This is a genomic window from Vagococcus hydrophili (genome assembly GCF_011304195.1).
Taxonomy (GTDB): domain Bacteria; phylum Bacillota; class Bacilli; order Lactobacillales; family Vagococcaceae; genus Vagococcus; species Vagococcus hydrophili.
The window spans coordinates 2,103,858-2,124,625 of sequence record NZ_CP049887.1 but is presented as its reverse complement, the minus strand read 5'-3'; the positions used below and the strand labels follow the sequence as shown (position 1 = coordinate 2,124,625).

The 20,768-nt window shown below is 34.4% G+C and carries 18 protein-coding genes and 1 pseudogene; 4 read left to right on the top strand and 15 right to left on the bottom strand.

Annotation, left to right across the window (positions count from 1 at the left end):
- The first annotated feature begins 49 nt into the window (after positions 1–49).
- Positions 50–898, top strand: a complete 849-nt coding sequence (locus tag G7082_RS15145; protein ID WP_275115391.1) for a helix-turn-helix domain-containing protein — start codon at positions 50–52, stop codon at positions 896–898.
- Here G7082_RS15145 and G7082_RS10430 read toward each other — a convergent pair.
- Positions 895–1,593: a zinc metallopeptidase gene (locus tag G7082_RS10430; protein ID WP_166036069.1), complete on the bottom strand. Its 699-nt coding sequence runs from the start codon at positions 1,591–1,593 to the stop codon at positions 895–897. The two genes, G7082_RS15145 and G7082_RS10430, sit on opposite strands and share 4 nt — an antisense overlap.
- A gap of 280 nt (positions 1,594–1,873) precedes the next feature.
- Here G7082_RS10430 and G7082_RS10425 point away from each other — a divergent pair, with 280 nt between their 5' ends.
- Positions 1,874–3,373, top strand: a complete 1,500-nt coding sequence (locus G7082_RS10425) for an AcpB/EbpR/MafR family transcriptional regulator (protein WP_166035025.1) — start codon at positions 1,874–1,876, stop codon at positions 3,371–3,373.
- Between the two features lie 23 nt (positions 3,374–3,396).
- A complete protein-coding gene (locus tag G7082_RS10420) occupies positions 3,397–4,611 on the top strand; it encodes a GGDEF domain-containing protein (protein WP_166035024.1) in 1,215 nt (404 codons plus the stop codon).
- A gap of 16 nt (positions 4,612–4,627) precedes the next feature.
- Here G7082_RS10420 and nifJ read toward each other — a convergent pair.
- The 5 genes and pseudogenes from nifJ to G7082_RS10395 all read right to left on the bottom strand — a co-directional run bounded on the left by nifJ (position 4,628) and on the right by G7082_RS10395 (position 11,102).
- Positions 4,628–8,163 (bottom strand): annotated as a pseudogene (nifJ, locus tag G7082_RS10415) (pyruvate:ferredoxin (flavodoxin) oxidoreductase).
- Positions 8,164–8,239: 76 nt separating this feature from the next.
- The gene (locus G7082_RS10410; protein ID WP_166035023.1) at positions 8,240–8,686 is read right to left on the bottom strand and encodes a flavodoxin; all 447 of its coding nucleotides are present in this window, start codon (positions 8,684–8,686) and stop codon (positions 8,240–8,242) included.
- Positions 8,687–8,866: 180 nt separating this feature from the next.
- Positions 8,867–10,294 (bottom strand): serine hydrolase domain-containing protein, encoded by a 1,428-nt coding sequence (locus G7082_RS10405; RefSeq protein WP_166035022.1) that lies wholly within the window; start codon positions 10,292–10,294, stop codon positions 8,867–8,869.
- 154 nt (positions 10,295–10,448) lie between these two features.
- Positions 10,449–10,733 (bottom strand): glycine cleavage system H family protein, encoded by a 285-nt coding sequence (locus G7082_RS10400; RefSeq protein WP_202983100.1) that lies wholly within the window; start codon positions 10,731–10,733, stop codon positions 10,449–10,451.
- 15 nt (positions 10,734–10,748) lie between these two features.
- On the bottom strand, positions 10,749–11,102 hold the full coding sequence (locus tag G7082_RS10395) for an arsenate reductase family protein (RefSeq protein WP_166035020.1): 354 nt from the start codon (positions 11,100–11,102) through the stop codon (positions 10,749–10,751).
- A gap of 155 nt (positions 11,103–11,257) precedes the next feature.
- Between G7082_RS10395 and G7082_RS10390 the strand changes: the two genes are divergently transcribed.
- A complete protein-coding gene (locus tag G7082_RS10390) occupies positions 11,258–11,911 on the top strand; it encodes a metal-dependent transcriptional regulator (RefSeq protein WP_166035019.1) in 654 nt (217 codons plus the stop codon).
- A gap of 45 nt (positions 11,912–11,956) precedes the next feature.
- Here the strand turns inward: G7082_RS10390 and G7082_RS10385 are convergent, their stop codons facing one another.
- The 9 genes from G7082_RS10385 to G7082_RS10345 form a co-directional block, all read right to left on the bottom strand.
- Positions 11,957–13,156 (bottom strand): FtsW/RodA/SpoVE family cell cycle protein, encoded by a 1,200-nt coding sequence (locus tag G7082_RS10385; RefSeq protein ID WP_166035018.1) that lies wholly within the window; start codon positions 13,154–13,156, stop codon positions 11,957–11,959.
- A gap of 88 nt (positions 13,157–13,244) precedes the next feature.
- Positions 13,245–13,670 carry a LapA family protein gene (locus G7082_RS10380; protein WP_166035017.1) on the bottom strand — a complete coding sequence of 142 codons (426 nt, stop codon included), beginning with the start codon at positions 13,668–13,670 and terminating at the stop codon, positions 13,245–13,247.
- A gap of 12 nt (positions 13,671–13,682) precedes the next feature.
- Entirely contained in the window at positions 13,683–14,486 is an 804-nt protein-coding gene (locus tag G7082_RS10375; RefSeq protein WP_166035016.1) for an SDR family NAD(P)-dependent oxidoreductase, read from the bottom strand.
- 12 nt (positions 14,487–14,498) lie between these two features.
- Complete coding sequence (gene rnz, locus G7082_RS10370) at positions 14,499–15,431, bottom strand: ribonuclease Z (protein ID WP_166035015.1); 933 nt, start codon at positions 15,429–15,431, stop codon at positions 14,499–14,501.
- 183 nt (positions 15,432–15,614) lie between these two features.
- Positions 15,615–16,568 carry an Mn/Fe ABC transporter substrate-binding lipoprotein EfaA gene (gene efaA / locus G7082_RS10365; protein WP_166035014.1) on the bottom strand — a complete coding sequence of 318 codons (954 nt, stop codon included), beginning with the start codon at positions 16,566–16,568 and terminating at the stop codon, positions 15,615–15,617.
- The gene (locus tag G7082_RS10360; protein WP_166035013.1) at positions 16,555–17,412 is read right to left on the bottom strand and encodes a metal ABC transporter permease; all 858 of its coding nucleotides are present in this window, start codon (positions 17,410–17,412) and stop codon (positions 16,555–16,557) included. The genes efaA and G7082_RS10360 overlap by 14 nt, the downstream gene beginning before the upstream one ends.
- Positions 17,412–18,197 (bottom strand): metal ABC transporter ATP-binding protein, encoded by a 786-nt coding sequence (locus G7082_RS10355; protein WP_420825033.1) that lies wholly within the window; start codon positions 18,195–18,197, stop codon positions 17,412–17,414. Before G7082_RS10355 ends, G7082_RS10360 begins: the two co-directional genes overlap by 1 nt.
- Before the next feature lie 168 nt (positions 18,198–18,365).
- Entirely contained in the window at positions 18,366–19,679 is a 1,314-nt protein-coding gene (obgE, locus tag G7082_RS10350; protein WP_166035012.1) for a GTPase ObgE, read from the bottom strand.
- 94 nt (positions 19,680–19,773) lie between these two features.
- Positions 19,774–20,757 (bottom strand): DUF4003 family protein, encoded by a 984-nt coding sequence (locus G7082_RS10345; RefSeq protein WP_166035011.1) that lies wholly within the window; start codon positions 20,755–20,757, stop codon positions 19,774–19,776.
- Positions 20,758–20,768 lie beyond the last annotated feature (11 nt).

Below are 20,768 nucleotides of genomic sequence, written 5' to 3'. Positions count from 1 at the left end.
ATACCTTTATGTTAAAATGATGTTACATTTAATGAAAGGAATGCTTTTAATGAAATTAAATGAATTACAAGCGATTTATCCAGAAGGGCTCATTAAAACCACTAAAGAACCCGATGACAGCACACTTATCTTACCTGTTGAAAATAAATGGTTTTACTTACCTAAAGAAACCTTAACTAAAAGTGAGCGAAAACTATTAAGAAATCTTTTTCCTGAAACTAACTATTTAAATAAACTGAAAGATCATCCTTGGTACCAGTATCTATTTCAAAATAAGCCTTTTCCAACAGCCGAACAACCTTATAGAATTATACAGCTTAAAATAAAAAAAGAGTCTCCAAACGCAATGGAATGGTTGACTCATTTTTCTGAACTGTTTAACCAAGTGGAAGATTTCTTTTTTATTGATAAAACAACGGCAATCCTAGTTGAAGAAAAATCACCTGTAGTCTATCAAAAAACGGATTTAGATGGCATGATTTTAACTCTTGAAAGTGAATTCTTAATTCAAGCTCATGCATTCCTAGGCTCTTTTAATGAGATTAATCAAAATTTTTCTCTTTATTTTGCAGAGGAACAAAAAATATTCCACGCTTACTATAAACATCAAAAAAATGTCTTTACCTTTCAAGATATCGCCATTGATTATTTAACGAAAGATAAAATCACCAAAAGTTCTATTATGCAAACATTAAAAGATACACTCAATATGGATGATGAACTAAAGCTGATAATCAAAACCCTTTGGCTAAAACAAGGCAATATCACATCCACATCCAAAGAACTTTACATTCATCGGAACACGTTGCAATATCGCCTTGAGAAATTTTATGAACGAACTGGTTTTTCATTGAAAGATATGAACGATCTAACGCTCTGCTATCTTCTCATTAATTAATCTCTTCGGTTACCACCAAAAAGTATAACCAATCTGATTACTTGTAATAATGAAGCTACGGCTGCGGCAACATAAGTTAAAGCGGCAGCTGTTAGCACTTTTCTAGCCATCTCTAATTCTTCATCATCTAGCGCTTGATTCTCTGCTAAAACAGCTAAGGCACGTCTTGAAGCGTTGAACTCGACTGGTAAAGTCACCACTTGAAATAGGAAAGTTAAGGCAAAACACCAAATCCCGATTGTCACAAGTAAGGGTGAGCTACTAAAGAAGATTGCACCAATTAAAATTAATGGAATGGAGATTTTTGACCCAAAGTTAACAACTGGAACCAAAGCCCCTCTTAATTTTAAAGGCATATACGCCACATCATCTTGAATCGCATGGCCACATTCATGTGCCGCCACACCAATGGCAGAAACGGAACGTGATTCCGAGACTCTTTCTGATAAACTGACAATTTTTGTATGTGAGTTATAATTATCAGTTAAATCTCCTGAAATTTCTTGTACAGGAACTCCATTGATATTGGCATCTCTCAAAATTAGACGCGCCACGTCAGATGCTTTCAACCCTTTTTTATTTGATACTTTTTCATATTTTCGGTAAGTGCTATTCACATAGCTTGAAGCCCAAGCAGAGATAGCCACACCGATGATAATTAAGATATAAGTCTTATCAAAAAACATATACGGCATAAACATAACTAATTCCTCCAAATAATTTAATAAAATAATTCTACCAAATTTATTCATCCTAAGTTAGCTTTTCTTTTGAACCTTTTGTGAATTTTATTTATCTCTCGTTATTAATAAAATATCCAATAAACAAACGATATGTTGTTTTATTCAGTAGATTTATTACTAAAAATGATGTATCTTAATAATAAAGGATATTTGAACATTAAAGAATAAGTGTTTTTTTAACCTATCTTTTTTCAAGTTGTGTTGCAGACCATTTTAAGGGAGGGACATTGGATTGCGAGAACTATTGGATACACCCACACAGAGACGCCTAAAGATATTAGAAATTTTAAATGAAGTGTCTGATTGGATTAGCTCAAACGAGTTAGCCCAACAAAATAACGCGTCACTCAGAACAATTAATAATGATGTCAGTTATTTAAAAGACAATTGGCACCCACTTCTATTAATCGAAACCTCTAAGAAAAATGGGGTTAGGCTTAGAACTCAGGCAAGTAGCCATGTCGAGTTCGTTTACCGTTATGTTTTAAAAAATTCAGAAGCTTTCAGATTACTAGAATCAATGTTTTTTGATACCACACTTAGTATTGAAAAGTGGGGAGAAAAACTTTTTATTAGTGAATCTTCGTTATACCGTATTACCAATGCCATGTCTAATGCACTAAAAAAATACGGTTTGGTTCTTGAAAAAAAACCTTGTCGTATTATTGGTGAGAACGAATTTTTTGTCCGCTGCTTTTATACCAGTTTCTTTAGGGAAGCTTACAATATTACTGAATGGCCTTTTCCAGTCGACAAGCGCCTTTCTTTTGATTACATTCAAAGCGTTCTTGATGTTGTTGATTTTGATTTAGATGAAAATCAAATTAACCACATTAACTACCTCTTTAATGTCTGTCTTGTGAGACAGTCTCAAGGCTTCTACGTTGACCAAACCTTAAGTTTTGATAATCAGGAAGCCATTCAAAAAATGTTACTCAACGACAAAGAGCGATTAAACAAAATTGCACAAACTTATAAGGTAAAAGTTGATGAGCGTTTGTTAAAGGATGTCATGTACTCCATTTTTTATCATCAAGCTAATTGGAAAGATAGCAATGAAGAGAACTTGATAAAAAGAGAGATTGGGTATTTTATTAAACATATTCGTGATGTATTTGATATTAAATTGAGTAATCCAATTTCTCATAAAATTGAAAGTACCATGATTTATTTATACCAATATCACCAATTATACCCTTATCGAAACTACATTATTTTTGATGAGTATTTTTATAATGGTACGGTGATTAAAAATAATTACCCTGTCTTTGATTCCATTGTGACACAGGCATTAACAAAATTAGAGAAGAACACCAAGTTCCCATGGGAGACCGAATACCACAATGTTGTCCTCTACTTATTAATGATTAAATGGCATGATTTACCAGAAATACTAGAAGATAAAAAAGAAAAAGCGAGTATCTTGATACTTAGTAATCTAGGCCAAGATCACGGCAATTTCTTAGCCAAACGAATCAATAATAACTTTGGTTTAAAAGCAACCATCGATACTTTTTCAGGCTCTATTTCTTTTTTAGAAGAAGAACCTAAAGAATTATTTGATGCCTATGATATTTTAATTACTAACTTCAATACAGACCTACTACCTAATGAAAAATTAGTAGTCATCGATGATATCCCTTCTGGAAATGATTGGGGAACCATTCGAAAAAATATTAACAATATTAACAAAATTGATGTAAATAATCTGGAACACCTCAATTCTCAGTAATTGAGTTCTTATAAGGAGTAAACATGATACTTAATTTTATAAACGCTTGTGTCGTTAATTTGTCTATCATTGTCGCCACTGTCTTTGCCTTATACTTCTTCTCATTACGTCACTCATTGAAACATAATGACGCAGACAAGGACTTTATGATTGGGGCAAGCAGTTTCAAACTCTCTCTCTTTGCCCAAATAATGCTAGGTCTCTTTATTGGTGTCATGTCATTTATTATTTCCTTAAACCGAATACCAATTGATCATATGCGACCTGTGGATGTTAGGTACTTACCCATTTATTTTTCAGTTTTTTATGGGTCACCTTTGATTGGTTCAATCTCTACTTTGACTTTAATTACAGCAAAAACGTTTCAATATATTTATATTTCAGGAACGCCTGCTGAGTATTGGAATAACGTGGTCTTAACTTTTGCGATTCTTATGATTAGTATCGCGATTACCAAACGTAAAATTCCGCCAAATAAGGCCATTGCTCTTTGTTTGATTTTGACTATTATCAGCAGAACGATTTTACTTAGTCTTTTTTTAACACCAGGACTTACTCCAATGATCCTTTTACATATTTTGATCCACTCGATTATTTTCTCTAGTTTATTTTTACTGACAGGTTGGTTGTTCCATACAGCATTCACGATCTCTAAAAGCATTCATATTTATCGAACCTCATCAACTTTTGATAAATTAACTGGTTTGTATAATCAAGAATCCTTTTATTTCTTTCTTGATTTAACTTACAATGAAGCCATTCAGTACGGCAATCGTTTTTCTTTAGCTATTATTGATTTTGATGATTTTAAAAAAATTAATGATACTTATGGCCATTTAGCAGGAGATCACACTTTAGAAAAAGTAGCAGAAATATTCAAGAATAGACTAGAACCCAATTCTAGAATTAGAGTTTGTCGAATTGGTGGGGATGAATTTGGGATTATCTTCAAACACGAAGAATATGACGCTCTCAAGTTCATAAAGGAAAGTCTAGTTGAAATTGAGGCAACGACAAATCGAATGCCTTTACATGAACAAAAAGTGACGCTCTCTGTTGGGTTAGTTGATTTTTATCCTGAGGAAATTGACGAAACTTACAAACCCGCGCTGAAGGTTCAAGACCTTTTCGCCTTAGCTGATGAAACCCTCTATCAAGCTAAAAAGGCAGGTAAAAACCAAATTAAAACAACTGAAAGAAAATTACTCATTCAAAAAAAAGCTCAAACAATGCATTGATTGTTTGAGCTTTTTTCTATTTCCCTGATAATTCTTTATAGGTTTGTGCTTTTTCGATAATTTCGTCTGCTGATTTACCAAGTAGACTCGTTGCCTCTTCTACCTCGATGACATTTTGTAAAGCAGAGAATCGGGTTTGATGTTTAAAGAAATCTGGTAATTTTTCAAAATCAGATTTTTTATAATCCATACGTAAGGGTTCTTTACCTTTTTCAACTAAACGTGGATCAAAGCGATACAATGGCCAATAACCTGATTCCACCGCTTCTTTGGTTACTTCTACAGCTTGACTCATACCACCTTTAATTCCGTGATTAATACATGGTACATAACCAATGACAAGAGATGGTCCTGGGTATTTTTCAGCTTCATCTAAAGCTTTAATCGTTTGTGTTGGATTTGCATTTAGAGCTACTTGAGCCACATAAACATTACCGTAAGTCATGGCAATTAAGCCTAAATCTTTCTTCCCAGTTTTCTTACCGTGAGAAGAAAACTTGGCAATGGCTCCAGTTGGGGTTGCTTTTGATGTTTGTCCTCCAGTATTTGAATACACTTCATTATCCATAACAAAGATATTCACATCTTCCCCACTTGATAACACGTGGTCAATACCCCCAAAGCCAATGTCATAAGCCCAACCATCGCCACCAATAATCCATTGACTTGGTTTAACGAATAAGTCTCGTTCTTCGTAGATTTTATTTAATCTAGGATCCATTCCTTTTTCAACTTTCAAAATAGCTTCTAATTTGGTTGAACGTTGTCTTGAACCTTCACCAATATCTTTATTTTCCAGCCAATTATTCATTAAATCTGTTAATTCTGTTGAATCTTCTGATTTTGTATCTAAGTAACTTATCATTAAGTTAGCTAAATGATCTCGTTTCGTTTGATTGGCTAAATACATTCCAAAACCAAACTCCGCATTGTCTTCAAATAAAGAGTTACTCCAAGCAGGTCCTTGTCCTTCATCATTGGTTGTATACGGTGTTGAAGGAGCTGCGCCTCCCCAAATTGACGCACAGCCTGTGGCATTAGCAATCAACATGCGATCCCCATAAAGTTGGGTTAGCAATTTAATGTAAGGTGTTTCCCCGCAGCCTGAACATGCTCCTGAAAATTCAAGTAAAGGTTTCTCAAATTGTGATCCTTTAATACTTTCTTTTTTCTTAATTGGGTTAGCCTTTTGTTTTAACGTCATAGCAAAGGCCCAGTTAACGGCTTGTTCTTTTTGTTCTTCGTAAGGTTTCATAAATAATGCTTTGCCTTTTGCAGGACAAACGTCTACACAAAGACCACAGCCCGTACAATCTTCTAATGACACTTGAATTCGGTACATTAAGCCGTCAGCTCCACGCATTTCACGGGTCATGAATCCCTCTGGCGCTGCTTCAAGTTCCTCTTCATCAGCTAAGAAAGGTCTAATAGCTGCATGAGGACAGACAAAGGCACACTCATTACACATAGTACAAGCATCCATATCCCATTCAGGAACTTCTAACGCAACGCCTCTTTTCTCATAGGCTGTTGTTCCAAGTGGGACACTTCCGTCTGTCATCTGATTGTCTACTAGATTTTTAACTGTTAATTGATCTCCCTCTTGAGCATTAATCGGTTCTAAAATCTCACGCACATACTGAGGTTTGGTTGTATCAACTATTTTTTCAGGTAACACAATGTCTGCCCACTCACTTGGCACATCGACTTTCACTAAATCAGCGAAGGTTGCATCAATGGCTTGATGATTGCGTTTCACAATCTCTACTGATTTTTTTCCATAAGCTTTTTCAGCTTCCTCTTTTAAATAAAGAACAAAATCATCTCTATCTAATAACTTAGTTAACTCAAAGAAGGCTGTTGACATGACCATATTGATTCGTCGCCCTAATCCTGCATCTTGAGCGATTTTCATCCCATTAACAATATAAAACTGAACATTTTTCTCAGCAATCTCTTTTTTCAAATGTTTAGGTAAAAGACGAGTGACTTGTTCCTTACTCCAAGTGGTATTTAAAAGGAAAATCCCTTCCTCTTTCAACCCTTTAATCAGATCATATTGATGAATATACGAAGCATTATGGCAACCAATAAAGTCCGCTTGCTCAATCAAATAAGTTGATTGAATCGGCTCTTTACCAAATCTTAAATGAGAATTCGTTAAGCCTCCTGATTTTTTAGAATCATAAGAAAAATAAGCTTGGGCATACATGTCTGTATAATCACCAATAATTTTAATGGCTTGTTTATTTGCCCCAACTGTTCCATCAGAACCAAATCCCCAGAATTTTGCTTGGAAAGTCTCTTTTGGCGTTAAGTCTAAACTTCCCTCCACAGGTAATGATAAATGCGTTACATCATCCGTAATACCAATGGTAAAACGATATTTTAATTGGTCAGCTTCTAATAATAAATGATCATAAACAGCCTTAATTTGACTAGGTGGCACATCTTTTGAACCTAATCCGTATCTTCCCCCAATCACAATCGGACGATTCGGATGACGATACAAGGCACTTTGAACATCTAACAATAAAGGTTCTCCGTCTGCTCCTGGTTCTTTGGTTCTATCTAACACAGCTACTTTTTCAACAGTACTAGGTAATTTTCCAAGTAAATTTTCTACTGGAAACGGGCGATACAGATGAATATTAATATGCCCTACTTTTCGTCCTTGTTGATTTAAGTACTCCACAGTCTGTTGAATCGTTGGTGAAACTGAACCCATTGAAATAATAACTTCTGTGGCTTCTTTATGTCCATAATAATCGGTTAAATCATAACTCGTTCCACGGATTTCGTTAATTTCATTCATATACGATTGAACAATTTCTGGCACTTTATCATAATAACTATTAATCGTTTCCCTTTGTTGGAAATGAATATCTGGGTTTTGAGCTGTCCCAGAAACCGTTGGATGGTTAGGATTCATGCCTCTTTTTCTAAATTTCTCAATATCTTTATCATCCACTAACTTAGCTAGTTCTTCATAAGGAATCACATCAATTTTTTGTAATTCATGACTGGTTCTAAACCCATCAAAAAAATTCATAAAGGGTAAACTGGCTTTTAAACTAGTTAAATGAGCCACTGCTGATAAATCCATGACTTCTTGAACAGAACTTTCAGCCAACATACAAAATCCAGTTTGTCTGGCTGCCATCACATCCCGTGGTCACCGAAAATACTCAGAGCATTCGTTGTTACTGCACGAGAAGCAATATGAAAAACAGTAGGAAGAAGTTCTCCTGCTATTTTGTACATGTTAGGAATCATTAAAAGTAATCCTTGGGAGGCCGTATATGTCGTCGTCAATGCGCCTGATTTTAAGGAGCCATGAACTGCACCTGCAGCACCTGCTTCCGATTGCATATTGACCACTTTAATTGGTTCTCCAAAGATATTCTTTCGACCTTTCACAGACCATTCCTCAACAACTTCAGCCATTGTTGAACTTGGCGTGATTGGGTAAACAGCCGCAACTTCACTAAACGCATACGATATATAGGCAGCTGCTGTATTTCCATCCATTGTCACTTGTTGCTTACTCATGTTGTAACCTCTTTTTCTTTTTATAGTTTAAAATAAACAAAGGCTGACTCAACTGTGCCAGCCTCTGTTTTATGATTTATTTTGCTTTTTCTACTAATTCGTCAACAAATTTTTGAAGAGCATCGATATCTTCATCTTCTGCATTGTTTTCAATACAAACAAGTTCAGCTCCTTGAGTTGCACCTGTTAATTTAAATTGTTCCACAAAATCTCTGGCAGATTGGCAGTAGTATTCTCCGTATTCTTTATCTCCTGAACCCACAACACCAAAGATTTTCCCGGATAACTCTTCGCCTTTTAAATCTTCAAAAAAGTCTTCAAATTCAAAAGGTAATTCACCATCACCATAGGTATAAGTAGCAACGATACAAATATCCGCATCGTTAAAAAAGTCAGAATCAACATCTGAACATTCTTCTCTTTCAATTTCAATGCCTTCATCTTCTAATTTTTCTTCAATAATATCTGAAATTTCTTCTGTATTCCCTGTCATACTGGCGTAAACAATCTTAGCTAATGTCATCTTAGTTCCTCCTGATGTATTTTATCTTTAACAATCTTTTCACAAATCTTCGTAATCAAATTTTAACATAAAATGACAAGAAGATGAACCTCATTTTATAAAAATGTGAAATTTTTATTTTGAACTATAACGAACCTTTTATGAATATACGCGTTTGATTCAAATTTTTCACAAATTAAATCAATTACTTTTATGAGGCACATGGAAATAAACAACCAATAAAAAAGTAAAGATAACACCTGATATAACAGCTGTTAAAAGACTTATTGGCTGCCATAGACTAAAAGTTGCCCAATCACTTGCAATACTCATCAAAATAACTAGTAACACAAACAAACTAATTAAAGCCAGATAAAACCTCACTTTACTTTTAGTGTGGGATAATTGTTTCAAGTGATATTTTTTTCGGGAAACCAATCTTATCAAGTAAAAACTCGCGAGTAAACCACCGAAAGTTAAAAATGTCCCAATATTATCCAACCTTTGATTGGTGCTTTTTTGATAGTTTGATGTTTTCTCTCCGTTAAGTATTTCTTCAACTTGGTTAAGTAAATTAGGATTCATCGTATTACTATTAGCTAAAAGACTTAGTCCTTGATTTTTTTTAGTCGATATTTTTACTTTTGAAACAAAATTTGGATTACCTCCCGGATGATTCATCTCTTTCCCATTTTCTGAAACAAACCAACCTGCTGCGTATCTATTTTGATTGAACGCTGCTACAGAGTCATCTCCTTGATGAGATTTTCTGATTATTTCTTTGAATATAGCTGGAATATCTTCAACTTGATTCATTTGAATCATCAGCCACCGATTCATGTCATGACTACTTGATATCATGTAACCTGCAGGTCTATTACCAATTATTTCTGGAGCGTCAGATGGTTTTACTTGAGCAAAATAAGCCTTATAACCTGTGGCTAATTCCCCAGTATATTGCGCTTCATTTCTAACACTATAGGTTTCATTAAATTTTAAAGGATTAAACATTTGAGTTTTCATGAAGTCGCTATAGGACTGGCTTGCAACAACTTCAATTACTCTGCCTAAGACATCATAATTCATTGTGCCATATTGAAATTTTTCACCTGGCTCAAAGGAAAGTTCACTTCCTGACAAATGATCTAGGGTTTGAGTTAAACTTTTATTTTCTTCAACTTCTGAAATTTTATAGCCATGATCTTCATTGGTTAAACCACTCGTATGGTATAAAAAATGACGAATAGTTACTTTTTTCATATCTATCTCAGTCCCATTTAATTTGAATCTTAGGTCTGGGAGGTAATCTATGATAGCATCATTTAGTGATAGTTTCCCTTCTTCTTCCAACAGTAAAATAGCTAATCCAGTAAAAGACTTACTCACAGAAGCCAATTCAAATAAAGTCTGCTCATTGACTTCTGTCTTTGAATTTAAATCTGCATATCCTGAATAATAATAGGACGTCTCTCCATTCTCCCTAACAACAACAGATGCTCCTGGTGTTTTAGAGACACGACAGGCTTCATCCAATAATTTTTGAATATCTTGACTTTGTTCTTCTGTTACTCCTTGAGCGCTGATTGGTAGCACTAATAACATCCAACAAAATAAGATTAACTTTTTCATCTTATTCACTACCTTTTTACTTTAATCATAAGTATCAGTATAACAATGTCTTAACTTTCTTTAAAGAAATAAGAGAAACATTTAATATAGAAAATAAATAAAAGACGAACAAAAAAAGATTCCCCAAAACTGCTAGGAAATCTTATAACTCTCTTTATTTAGATACTTTATACAACCAAGCACCAGGCTCGTCTAAAACTTTCACATTTTTAGCTGCTTCTTCATTCACAGCTAAGATAGTTCCAGAAGTTGGTGCTTCATATTCAACCACTGCTTTTTCGGCTTCAAGTTCAACCACACCTTCACCAGCTACTACTTGACTCCCCACTTTAGGTAACATAGCAAAGCTGATACTTCCTAGATCATCTTGAGCGAACTCTGTCAAACCAACAGTAATTCCCTCTGTATCTTCTTTCATCCATAAATTCTTTTCAGTCATTGTCATCCAACTTTCTTACAGAAACGCTTCTTCGTATTCTGCTTCTTTAAACCCTAATAACACTTTATCCCCTAAAACCATAATCGGGCGCTTAATCAACATACCATCTACACATAGACGACCTGCTGCTTCTTCTTCTGAAAAATCATTTACTGTATTTTTTAAACCTTGTTCTCTATAACGAATACCACTTGTATTAAAGAAGCGACGGATAGGATATTCATTGTTTGTCATCCACTCTACAAGTAATTCTTTTGCTGGAGGTGTTTCAATCATATCGATGATATCATAGTCTATTTTATTCTCATCTAACCAGATTTTTGCCTTTTTACATGTTGAACATTTAGGATACCAATAAAAAATTGCCATAATTTTTTGCCTCACTTTCAATTTTACTTTGTTAAGTATATCATAATCAGAAAAAAAAGTATTTGCTAATTTTTTTCATTATCTTCTAAAAATATGTTAAAATAGATAGGTTAAGGATATCTTTAACGGATTGATATAAACGTAGGAGGAAAACAATGAAAACTTCATCAAGCAATAAAGAGGATTACCTAAAAGCAATTTATGAGAATAATGGCATTCATGAATTTGTATCAAACAAAACTTTATCAACTCATCTAGGTGTCTCTCCTGCCTCCGTTACTGAAATGGTTGAAAAATTACAAAAAGACGGTTTAATCGAATATAAACCATACACAGGAGTTAAATTAACCCAAGAAGGCTTAAATCAAACAGTCTTAATCATTAGAAATCACCGAATAATCGAAACTTTTCTTTACGAAAAATTAGGCTATTCTTTACATGATTTACATCACTTATCTGAAGAATTAGAGCATGTGAAAGACTCTGTTTTCTTTTCTAAGCTTTATGACTTTTTAGACCAACCCGAAACCTGCCCACACGGTGGTATTATTCCTACACAAGACGAGTTTATCGAAAAGGCTGTCAAACCAATTACAGACTTCAAACAGGGTGATTCCCCAATGGTGTGCCGCGTCATGGATGATGCGAGTATCTTAAACTATATGAGTACCATTAATTTAAACATTCGTGATACGATTCATATTACCCAAGTCGACGATTTTAATGAATTAATTCTCTTCACTATTAATGAGGAAAATTTGATTCACCATATAAGTTTCAAACAAGCACAAATTATTTTTTCATATTAAAAAAAGTAGTTATGACAAACCTAAGTTGGTTTATCATAACTACTTTTATTTAGAACGTCTCATACTTCTTAAATCCACTTCTTCTGGTTGGTATTGATACCTCATCAACATCACTAAACCAACACCAATCATATTACTCATAAGTGAAGAACCACCTTGACTAATAAACGGCAATGGAATACCCGTTAGAGGTAGTAATCCAATATTCGCTCCAATATTTTCAAATACGTGGAATAAAATCATCATAATCACACCTGTGGCAATATACGAAAAGAATTCATTATTTGTATCAAAACAAACTCTAATCATTCGGTAAATTAAAATAAAATACAACAGAATAACGAATGTACTACCAATAAAACCGAAATTTTCAGCAATCACTGAGAAAATCATATCTGATTCTCTAACAGGCACATACACATCTGATACATTAAATCCTTTACCACCAATCCCACCAGACCCAATCGCTTTTAAAGCTTGAGCTTGTTGGTAAGAATTACCTGTGGCATCATGAAAGGGATCAATCCAACTATCAATACGAGCAAATTGGTAACTTTTAAATCCAACGCTATATAACAGCTCTCTCCCCGCATCAGTTGTCACTAAGTATAAAATACCAGCACCTAATACAGTAAACGTCACAGCCACCGGAACAATTATTTTCCAAGAAATCCCAGACATAATAAAAATTCCACCTAGAATGGCAACAAATACAAGCATTGTTCCAAAATCATTTTGTAATTTTAAAAGAACAGCCACTGGAATCGTTGCTATCACTAATTTTAAAATCAACATTCCATCTGTTTTTAGTGTTCGTGCGGTATTTTTTAAATTATGTCCCGTTACAATGTAAGACAGTATTAGGATATACGCTATTTTCATTAACTCCGCTGGTTGGAAAGTTAAACTCCCGACTCTAAACCAGTTTTTAGAACCTGTTCTGTCTGCTAGAGTGGTATCATAGTAAAAGAGCAACGCCGTCATAACACCAAGACCCAAGATATAACCGTATGGCGTTAATTTCCAAATCGCTTTAGGGCTAAACTGCATAATCACAAAAATCAGCACCCCACCCACAACATACCACAAGCCTTGTTGAGCCATTTGAGACACGATATTTTTCATTCCGGCATCTTTATCTAAAGCAACATACAGTGACAACATCCCTACAATAGACAATAAAAAAACTGGAAGTAGTATCCCGTAGTCTATCTGTTTCGTTAATTCTTTATTTCTTCTCTGCATATTTCCTCTCTTTTCTGGTTTGTTTTCATTAAACATAACTAGTATTATACTATTATTTTTGAATTACGCTAGTCTGAGTCCCTTAAATTTAATTTTCTGTGTTTTCCTGCCAGTCACTTATCTCAGGCGTTTCTTTTTTCTCTGACATCATTTGATTCACTAATTGGTGTCTTAAATCAGATATTTCTAACTCTTTATTTTTTAATTCTTGTCTTAAATTAACACTTTCTTCATCATCTGCTAAATCAAAATTAGAAGTTTCTGTCGTTTTTAACGCATGGACTTCTTGTTTTAATTGTTTAATCGTTTTATTTTTTTGCCAGATCGTACTGCTTATGACAATAGCAACGATTAATGCACCTACTAAAACTGAACCAATTATAATCACAACTAATGGTAGCGAAATCTTCGCAAGCATTAAATTAACTTCAATTTTTTGCGCATTGATCACTGAAAAAAGTACCACAATGAAGGATAAAATTAAGACTAAAAATAATTTGGTTGTTTTCTTCATAGTAAGAACCTCCTATTTTTTATTAAAGATCGTACCAGCTAAAAAATCACCAATATGGGGAAATAACTGATAAGATTTACTACCAATCTCCATTAGATAAGGGGAATTGATTTCTCTTTTATTTGTTCCCATCGCTTTGACTATTTTTTTAGCCAATTTTTGAGGATCTAACGCTAATTTGTCAATTGATTTTAAATACGTTCCACTTGGATCTGCTAAATCAAAAAAAGGCGTTTTAATCGGTCCAGGGTTAACGGTTGTAACACTGATTCCTAAGGGTTTCATTTCTAAACGTAAACTGTTAGAAAAACCAATTACCGCAAATTTTGTAGCAGCATAAATACTTGATTTAGGTGTTGCCATTTTACCTGCTTGAGATGCTACATTGATAATATGTCCGCAACCTCTTTCAGCCATTTGAATCCCTATTTTTTGAGTAATATACATCAAACCAAGGACATTCACTAAGAACATCTGCTTAGTATCAGAAAATTTTGTCTCTAAAAATGGTTCAAAAAGACCAAATCCCGCACAATTAACCAACACATCGATATCAAAATTTTCTGCTTTTAATGCCTTAAATTTTGACTCAACATCATCAAAATCACTAATGTCTAAGGTGAAGAAGTAAGCTTCCAACTGGGAATACTCTTCACAAATTCCTGCTATTTCAATCAACTTATCTATTCTTCTGGCACAAAGAACCACTCTTGCCCCAGCTTTTGAGGCTTCATAGGCAATCTGTTCGCCCAAACCACTTGAAGCGCCTGTTATTAGAACCGTTTTACCTGCTAAATTTCCAATTCTTTTTGTCATTCTTTTTGCTCCTTAATTCTTCTTAAGAGGAATTTCAATCACATCAAAATCACGCACAATTTTAGTGTTAGGAAACACTGCTTTTGCTTCATCTTCTAAATCATGAACAGCTTTGCCTAAATATCTCGCACTAATATGCGTTAATAGTAACTGTTTTGCCTTGCTATCACGAGCCACACTTGCTGCTTGTGTTGATGTTGAATGATAGTAACTTTTCGCCATTTTACTTTCATCACGACTAAAGGTACTCTCATGTACCAAGACATCCGCATCTTGAGCTAATTTTAAGCTATTGGGATGCAGTCTTGTATCACCCAGGATAGTGACAATACGACCATCACGAGATTCTCCGATAAAGTCTTTCCCATCAATGACACGACCATCATTTAATTCGCATATTTCGCCATTTTTAATTCGTTTATAAATTGGGCCTGAAGGAATATTCAACTCTTTTAATTTATCGACAAGTAATTCTCCTTGGAAATCAGCTTCCTCAACGCGGTAACCGTAACACTTAATCCGGTGATCTAACTCTTCACAATATACCTTGAATCCTTGATCTTCAAAAATCAAACCAGCTTCTTCAATTTCGATAAATTTAATTTGATACTTCAGATGAGTTTCTGATACTTTCAAACTGGTTAAAACAAAATTACGGATACCCTTAGGACCATAAATTTCTAACACACCTTCACCACTTTGGAATGAACGACTACTTAAAAGACCTGGTAATCCAAAAATATGATCACCATGCAAATGAGTAATAAAGATTTTTTCGATTTTTCTTGGTCGAATCGTTGTATTTAAAATTTGCTGCTGCGTTCCTTCACCACAATCGAATAACCAGACAGCATTTCTTTCATCTAATAATTTAAGCGCAATTCCTGTGACATTACGCTGCTTTGAAGGTACACCTGCACCTGTTCCTAAAAATTGGATTTCCATATTGTACCTACTTTTCTATTTTAAGTTTACCCTATATATTTTATGAAAAATTTACTTGTTAAGCAACAATTGTTTTGTAAAATTAAGAGTTTCTTTCTATTATTGTATCAATTTTTCCTTTCAATTGACATGAAAAATAAAGGAGGCCAACTATTTATATAGTTAACCTCCTTAAAAACACTCTTATTTCGTTAATCCTTCATGTATCTTATCTAAATTCCAAGTCATCATAGTAATATATGTATCTCCTGTTTCTCCCTCTTTAGCTAAAGAATCAGTGAAGATAGTATCAAAAATAGGAATTTTCGTTTCTCTTGAAACAGATTCCATACTTCTTGGATCTACACTCTGTTCAACGAACAAAGCAGGTACCTTTGTTTCTTTAATTTCATCGATAATTTGACTCATTTGTTCTGGTGTTCCTTGACTTTCTGTGTTGATTTCCCAAATATAAGCTGCTTTAGTTCCGTAGGCTTCTGAATAATACTTAAAGGCACCTTCACTTGTTACTAACAGATTTTTATCCTCTGGAATATCTTTGTAACGTTCTACATTTTTATCATGTAGTGCTTGTAATTCATTTGTATATTCTTTAGCATTTTTCTCATAAAACTCTTTATTTTCTGGGTCTTTTTCGACTAAGACATCTTTAATATTGTTCACGTAGATAATACCATTAGCTAAGGATAACCAAGCATGAGGATCTTGTTCACTTTCTTGACCTTTACTTGTTAAGTACATTGGTTTCACATCTTTACTTGTCACAAAGTAATCTTTACCTTCTTCTTTTTTAGATGTTTTCATTAACTTCATGAACCAGCCATCGCCACCCGTTTCAAGGTTTAACCCATTGTAGAAAATAATGTCTGCATCTGTCGCTTTGGCAATATCTTCTGGCAAAGGTTCAAATTCATGAGGATCTGTCCCACGAGGTACAATACTATGAATAGATACTTTATCTTTTCCAACTTGTTCAGCCATGTCAGCTAAGATTGAGTTTGTCGCTACAATTTTTAATTTTCCCTCATCTTCTTTTTTACTATCTGCTTTAGATGAGCCTCCCTGAGCACAACCTGCTAATGTGAAAACAGCTAGTGCGGAGATTAAACTGATTAATAAGACTTTAAACTTCTTCAATAATAACGACCTCTTTCTTTTTAAATATAAATCCTTGTTTTGGTGAAAAAATAAATGCTATGATAAAGAACACCGCTGTTGTTAAAACGATCGTTGCTCCTGAAGCCAAGTTGTACGAATAGCTGAAAAACAATCCTACTACCGCACTAATACCACCAATTAAACTTGATAAGAAAATCATGACTGACAATCTATCTGTTAATAAATAAGCTGTCGCAGCTGGTGTTACTAACATGGCAACAACTAAAACAGTCCCTACTGTTTGTAGTGAAGATACTGCCACAAGTGTTAAGAAAAACATTAACGCATAGTGGATTACTTGGACTTTTAATCCGTAAGCTTTAGCCATTACTGGATCGAATGAGCTGACAAGTAATTCTTTATAAAATAGTGCGACAAACAGGATAACAGCAACCGCAACACCTAATGTTGTGTATAGATCACTTGGTCGCACTGCTAATACATTCCCAAATAAAATGTGATATAAATCGGTAGAACTTTGAGCAAATGAGATTAAAATAATCCCTAAAGCAAAGAATGAACTAAAAACAATCCCAATGGCTGTATCACTCTTTAATTTACTCTTTTGTGTCACAAAGCCAATTAAACCAGCTGCTGCAACACCAAAGATTGAAGCACCAATCATGAAATTAGCTCCCACAATATAACTTACCGCAACCCCAGGTAATACCGCATGAGATATTGCATCCCCCATGAGAGACATTCCTCTAAGAATAATAAAACTTCCAATAACACCCGATACCACACCAACGATGATTGACGTCATCAACGCATTTTGTAAAAATTCATACTGTATTAACCCATTAATAAAATTTTGTATCATTAGTCATTCACTCCTTTTATAACAATTTCACCCATCGAATCCCCATATGCTGCTTGGATATTTTTAGTGACAAAAGTTGTGTCGACACTTCCTGATGCGACTAATTTTTTGTTTAAAATAATTAAATTATCAAAGTACTCACGTGTTTTATGTAAATCATGATGGACGATGACAATTGTCTTACCTTGATTTCTTAATTCTTTGAGTAGGTCAACAATGACTTTTTCACTCACCATATCAATCCCAACAAATGGTTCATCTAAAAAAATAATATCCGCTTCTTGCGCTAAAGCTCTAGCGATAAAGACACGTTGTAATTGTCCACCAGATAGATTACCGATTTGTCGTTTTGAAAAATCTTCCATCTTCACTTGTTTTAAGCATTCCATTACTTTTTCTTTTTGCGCTTTCTTAGGTCTTCTAAACAACCCTAGATTAGGAAATGTTCCTAATAGTACCACTTCATCGACTTTAATTGGAAATGTTAAATCAATGGCGCTTCTTTGTTCCACATAAGCAATTTTCTTTCTGATAACATCTAATGACTTGCCAGAAACAGTAACTTCCCCTGATTCTGTTTTGATTAAACCAATTACTGCTTTTAATAGCGTTGATTTTCCTGCACCATTTGGTCCAATAATCCCTGTGATTTTTCCTGGTTCAATCGATACAGTTACTTCTTCGATTGCTTTTTTATGTTGATAAGCCACAGTCATGTTTGATACATCAATTGGCTTATTAGTTAATTCTTCACACATCTCAAAAGATGCTGTTGTTGTATTCATCATAAACGAACACCCTCTTTTCTATTTCGGTTAAATTAATTATATTTTTAGGGTTACCTAAAACTTATCCATAGTATAGCAAATGAAAATGATTATCACAAGTAAAAAAACAAAAAAGAGTCAAAACTGAGAAATATCCTCAATTTTGACCCTTGTAAATTCATTGTTTTAATCCACAAATTCAAATTCAAATTCTTTAATACGTACGATGTCACCATCTTTAGCTCCCATACCTCTTAAGGTTTCATCCACACCTAAGCCTCTTAATTGGCGAGCAAATTTCATAACACTCTCTTCACGGTCGAAGTTTGTCATGATGAATAATTTCTCTAATTTATCTCCTGAAAGAACCCAAGTAGCGTCATCATCACGAGAAACATTAAAGTCTGGATCTTCTTCTTTAAAGTCATAGTGAACCACTTCTTCCACTTCTTCCTCTTGATACATTGGAAATTCAGGTGTAATATCCACTAATTTAGCTGTTGCATTTAATAAAGGCTCTAACCCTTGTCTAGCTACACTAGAAATTGGGAAGATTTGAATATCATCTGCGTACTCGTCTTCTTTTAAAGCAGCAATTTGCTCTTTAAAGATTGCTAAATTCTCTTCAGCATTTGGCATATCCATTTTGTTAGCCACAATAATTTGTGGACGCTCTAGAAGACGCATATTATGTGTTTCTAATTCCTTATTGATTAAAACATAATCTTCATAAGGATCGCGACCTTCCATACCACTCATATCAATCACGTGTAAGATAACTCTCGTGCGCTCAATATGACGTAAGAACTGTGTTCCTAACCCAATACCTTGAGAAGCTCCTTCGATTAAGCCTGGTAAATCAGCCATAACAAAGCTGTCACCATCTTGAGTTGCTACCATACCTAAATTAGGTACAAGGGTCGTGAAATGATAAGCACCAATTTTTGGTCTAGCTTTTGAAACGATTGAAAGTAGTGTTGATTTACCTACTGATGGGAATCCTACTAATCCAACGTCTGCTAACACTTTTAATTCCATTTCGATTTCGCGTGCTTGTCCTGGTTCACCATTTTCTGAAATTTCAGGTGCAGGGTTTCTTGGTGTCGCAAAACGAATATTACCGCGACCACCACGTCCACCACGAGCAATTAGTAATTGCTCACCGTGTTTAACTAAATCCCCTAATAAATTACCAGTTTCTTTATCTCTCACTGTTGTTCCAGCAGGGACCTTGATATATTTATCTTCTGATCCTCTACCATGCATTCCTTTACTCATCCCATTTTCACCAGCATCTGCTGCAAAATGGCGGTTAAATCTAAAATCCATTAAAGTACGTAAGCCTTCATCTACAACGAGAATCACACTACCACCTTTACCACCGTCACCACCAGCTGGGCCACCGTCTGGTACATATTTCTCACGGCGGAAAGCAACCATTCCGTCGCCACCTTTACCGGCTTTTACATTAATTGTTACCTGATCTAAAAACATGGACATCTCTTGTCCTCCTCATATTCTAAAAAAATCTCTTCATCATTGTACTTGTTGCCACTGCATTTGTCCAATTTCTTCTAATGTTTCTCTTGTAATTTTAAATATTCTTATTGATTAGTGCGACAGCATTACTCGCAAGCATCGTTTGTTCTTGAACAATTATTTGGTTAAAGGAAACTGAAAGAGTTGTTACATTTGTCTGACTCAAACTATTTGATTTACTTTCAGCATATAAACTCATTGCTAGAGACTCTTTGTAATCTGACTCAAAGTAAATCGAAATATTCTTACTAATTTCTTCCATAAAGACAAGTAACTCCTCCAAATCAACTAAATCCGTTTGTTGTTTAAGGTAAGTTAACGAAACCAACGGAACAAAATGAAGACTCTTAATTTTAACTTGATTGTTCTCAAAAAATGTAATCAAAGAACTCAAATGAGCTAAGAAATCCCAATCTTTTTTTCCAATCATAAGCGTCGCTAACGTTGAGGCTACTAAACAACTGTCCCTATTTTTAAGTCCAATACCCTGAAACTCTTCAAAATAATATTCGACTATCTCACAAATTTCCTCTTCACTCAGGTGAGCTAGTTGCTCCGCTTGAGCTAATGACACCACTGCACTGTAATCGTTGGTCGTCGTAATAAATGGGTGCAGTGCCTTGATTTCTTTATAAATTCTATCTGCTCTTTGAACAATCTCTGTTCTTCTTTCACTTTTAGATAGAAAAAGTTGGTAGGCTGCAAAATAGGTTGCTGATGATGATTTAAAGCCATTATCTTTTAGTATTTTCTTATTAAAGAATAATTCTTCAATGCCTTCTACTGAATTCAGCTGCCCAGAAATCATCAAACCAGTTAATGTATATCTCGTTACTTTCGAAAAACTCGTAAATAAACCTGACTTATGAATAAACGCAGTATCTAACCAATCAAATTCTGCTAGAGGTAAAATCTGTTTCTTACCTGTAAAAATTCTTGCTAATAAATATTTTGCTCTCTTATCTAACCATTTAGCATTAGATTCGTTTAAAATTTTATAATTTCTCTCCAAAAGATCAATGATCTCCTTATGATCCATGAACCAGTTCT

Coding starts and splice junctions, on each gene's coding strand:
- G7082_RS15145 (WP_275115391.1), top strand. CDS start 50: ATGAAATTAAATGAATTACAAGCGATTTATCCAGAAGGGCTCATTAAA.
- G7082_RS10430 (WP_166036069.1), bottom strand. CDS start 1,593: ATGCCGTATATGTTTTTTGATAAGACTTATATCTTAATTATCATCGGT.
- G7082_RS10420 (WP_166035024.1), top strand. CDS start 3,397: ATGATACTTAATTTTATAAACGCTTGTGTCGTTAATTTGTCTATCATT.
- G7082_RS10410 (WP_166035023.1), bottom strand. CDS start 8,686: ATGACATTAGCTAAGATTGTTTACGCCAGTATGACAGGGAATACAGAA.
- G7082_RS10405 (WP_166035022.1), bottom strand. CDS start 10,294: ATGAAAAAGTTAATCTTATTTTGTTGGATGTTATTAGTGCTACCAATC.
- G7082_RS10400 (WP_202983100.1), bottom strand. CDS start 10,733: ATGACTGAAAAGAATTTATGGATGAAAGAAGATACAGAGGGAATTACT.
- G7082_RS10395 (WP_166035020.1), bottom strand. CDS start 11,102: ATGGCAATTTTTTATTGGTATCCTAAATGTTCAACATGTAAAAAGGCA.
- G7082_RS10390 (WP_166035019.1), top strand. CDS start 11,258: ATGAAAACTTCATCAAGCAATAAAGAGGATTACCTAAAAGCAATTTAT.
- G7082_RS10385 (WP_166035018.1), bottom strand. CDS start 13,156: ATGCAGAGAAGAAATAAAGAATTAACGAAACAGATAGACTACGGGATA.
- G7082_RS10380 (WP_166035017.1), bottom strand. CDS start 13,670: ATGAAGAAAACAACCAAATTATTTTTAGTCTTAATTTTATCCTTCATT.
- G7082_RS10375 (WP_166035016.1), bottom strand. CDS start 14,486: ATGACAAAAAGAATTGGAAATTTAGCAGGTAAAACGGTTCTAATAACA.
- rnz (WP_166035015.1), bottom strand. CDS start 15,431: ATGGAAATCCAATTTTTAGGAACAGGTGCAGGTGTACCTTCAAAGCAG.
- G7082_RS10360 (WP_166035013.1), bottom strand. CDS start 17,412: ATGATACAAAATTTTATTAATGGGTTAATACAGTATGAATTTTTACAA.
- G7082_RS10355 (WP_420825033.1), bottom strand. CDS start 18,197: ATGAATACAACAACAGCATCTTTTGAGATGTGTGAAGAATTAACTAAT.
- obgE (WP_166035012.1), bottom strand. CDS start 19,679: ATGTCCATGTTTTTAGATCAGGTAACAATTAATGTAAAAGCCGGTAAA.
- G7082_RS10345 (WP_166035011.1), bottom strand. CDS start 20,757: ATGGATCATAAGGAGATCATTGATCTTTTGGAGAGAAATTATAAAATT.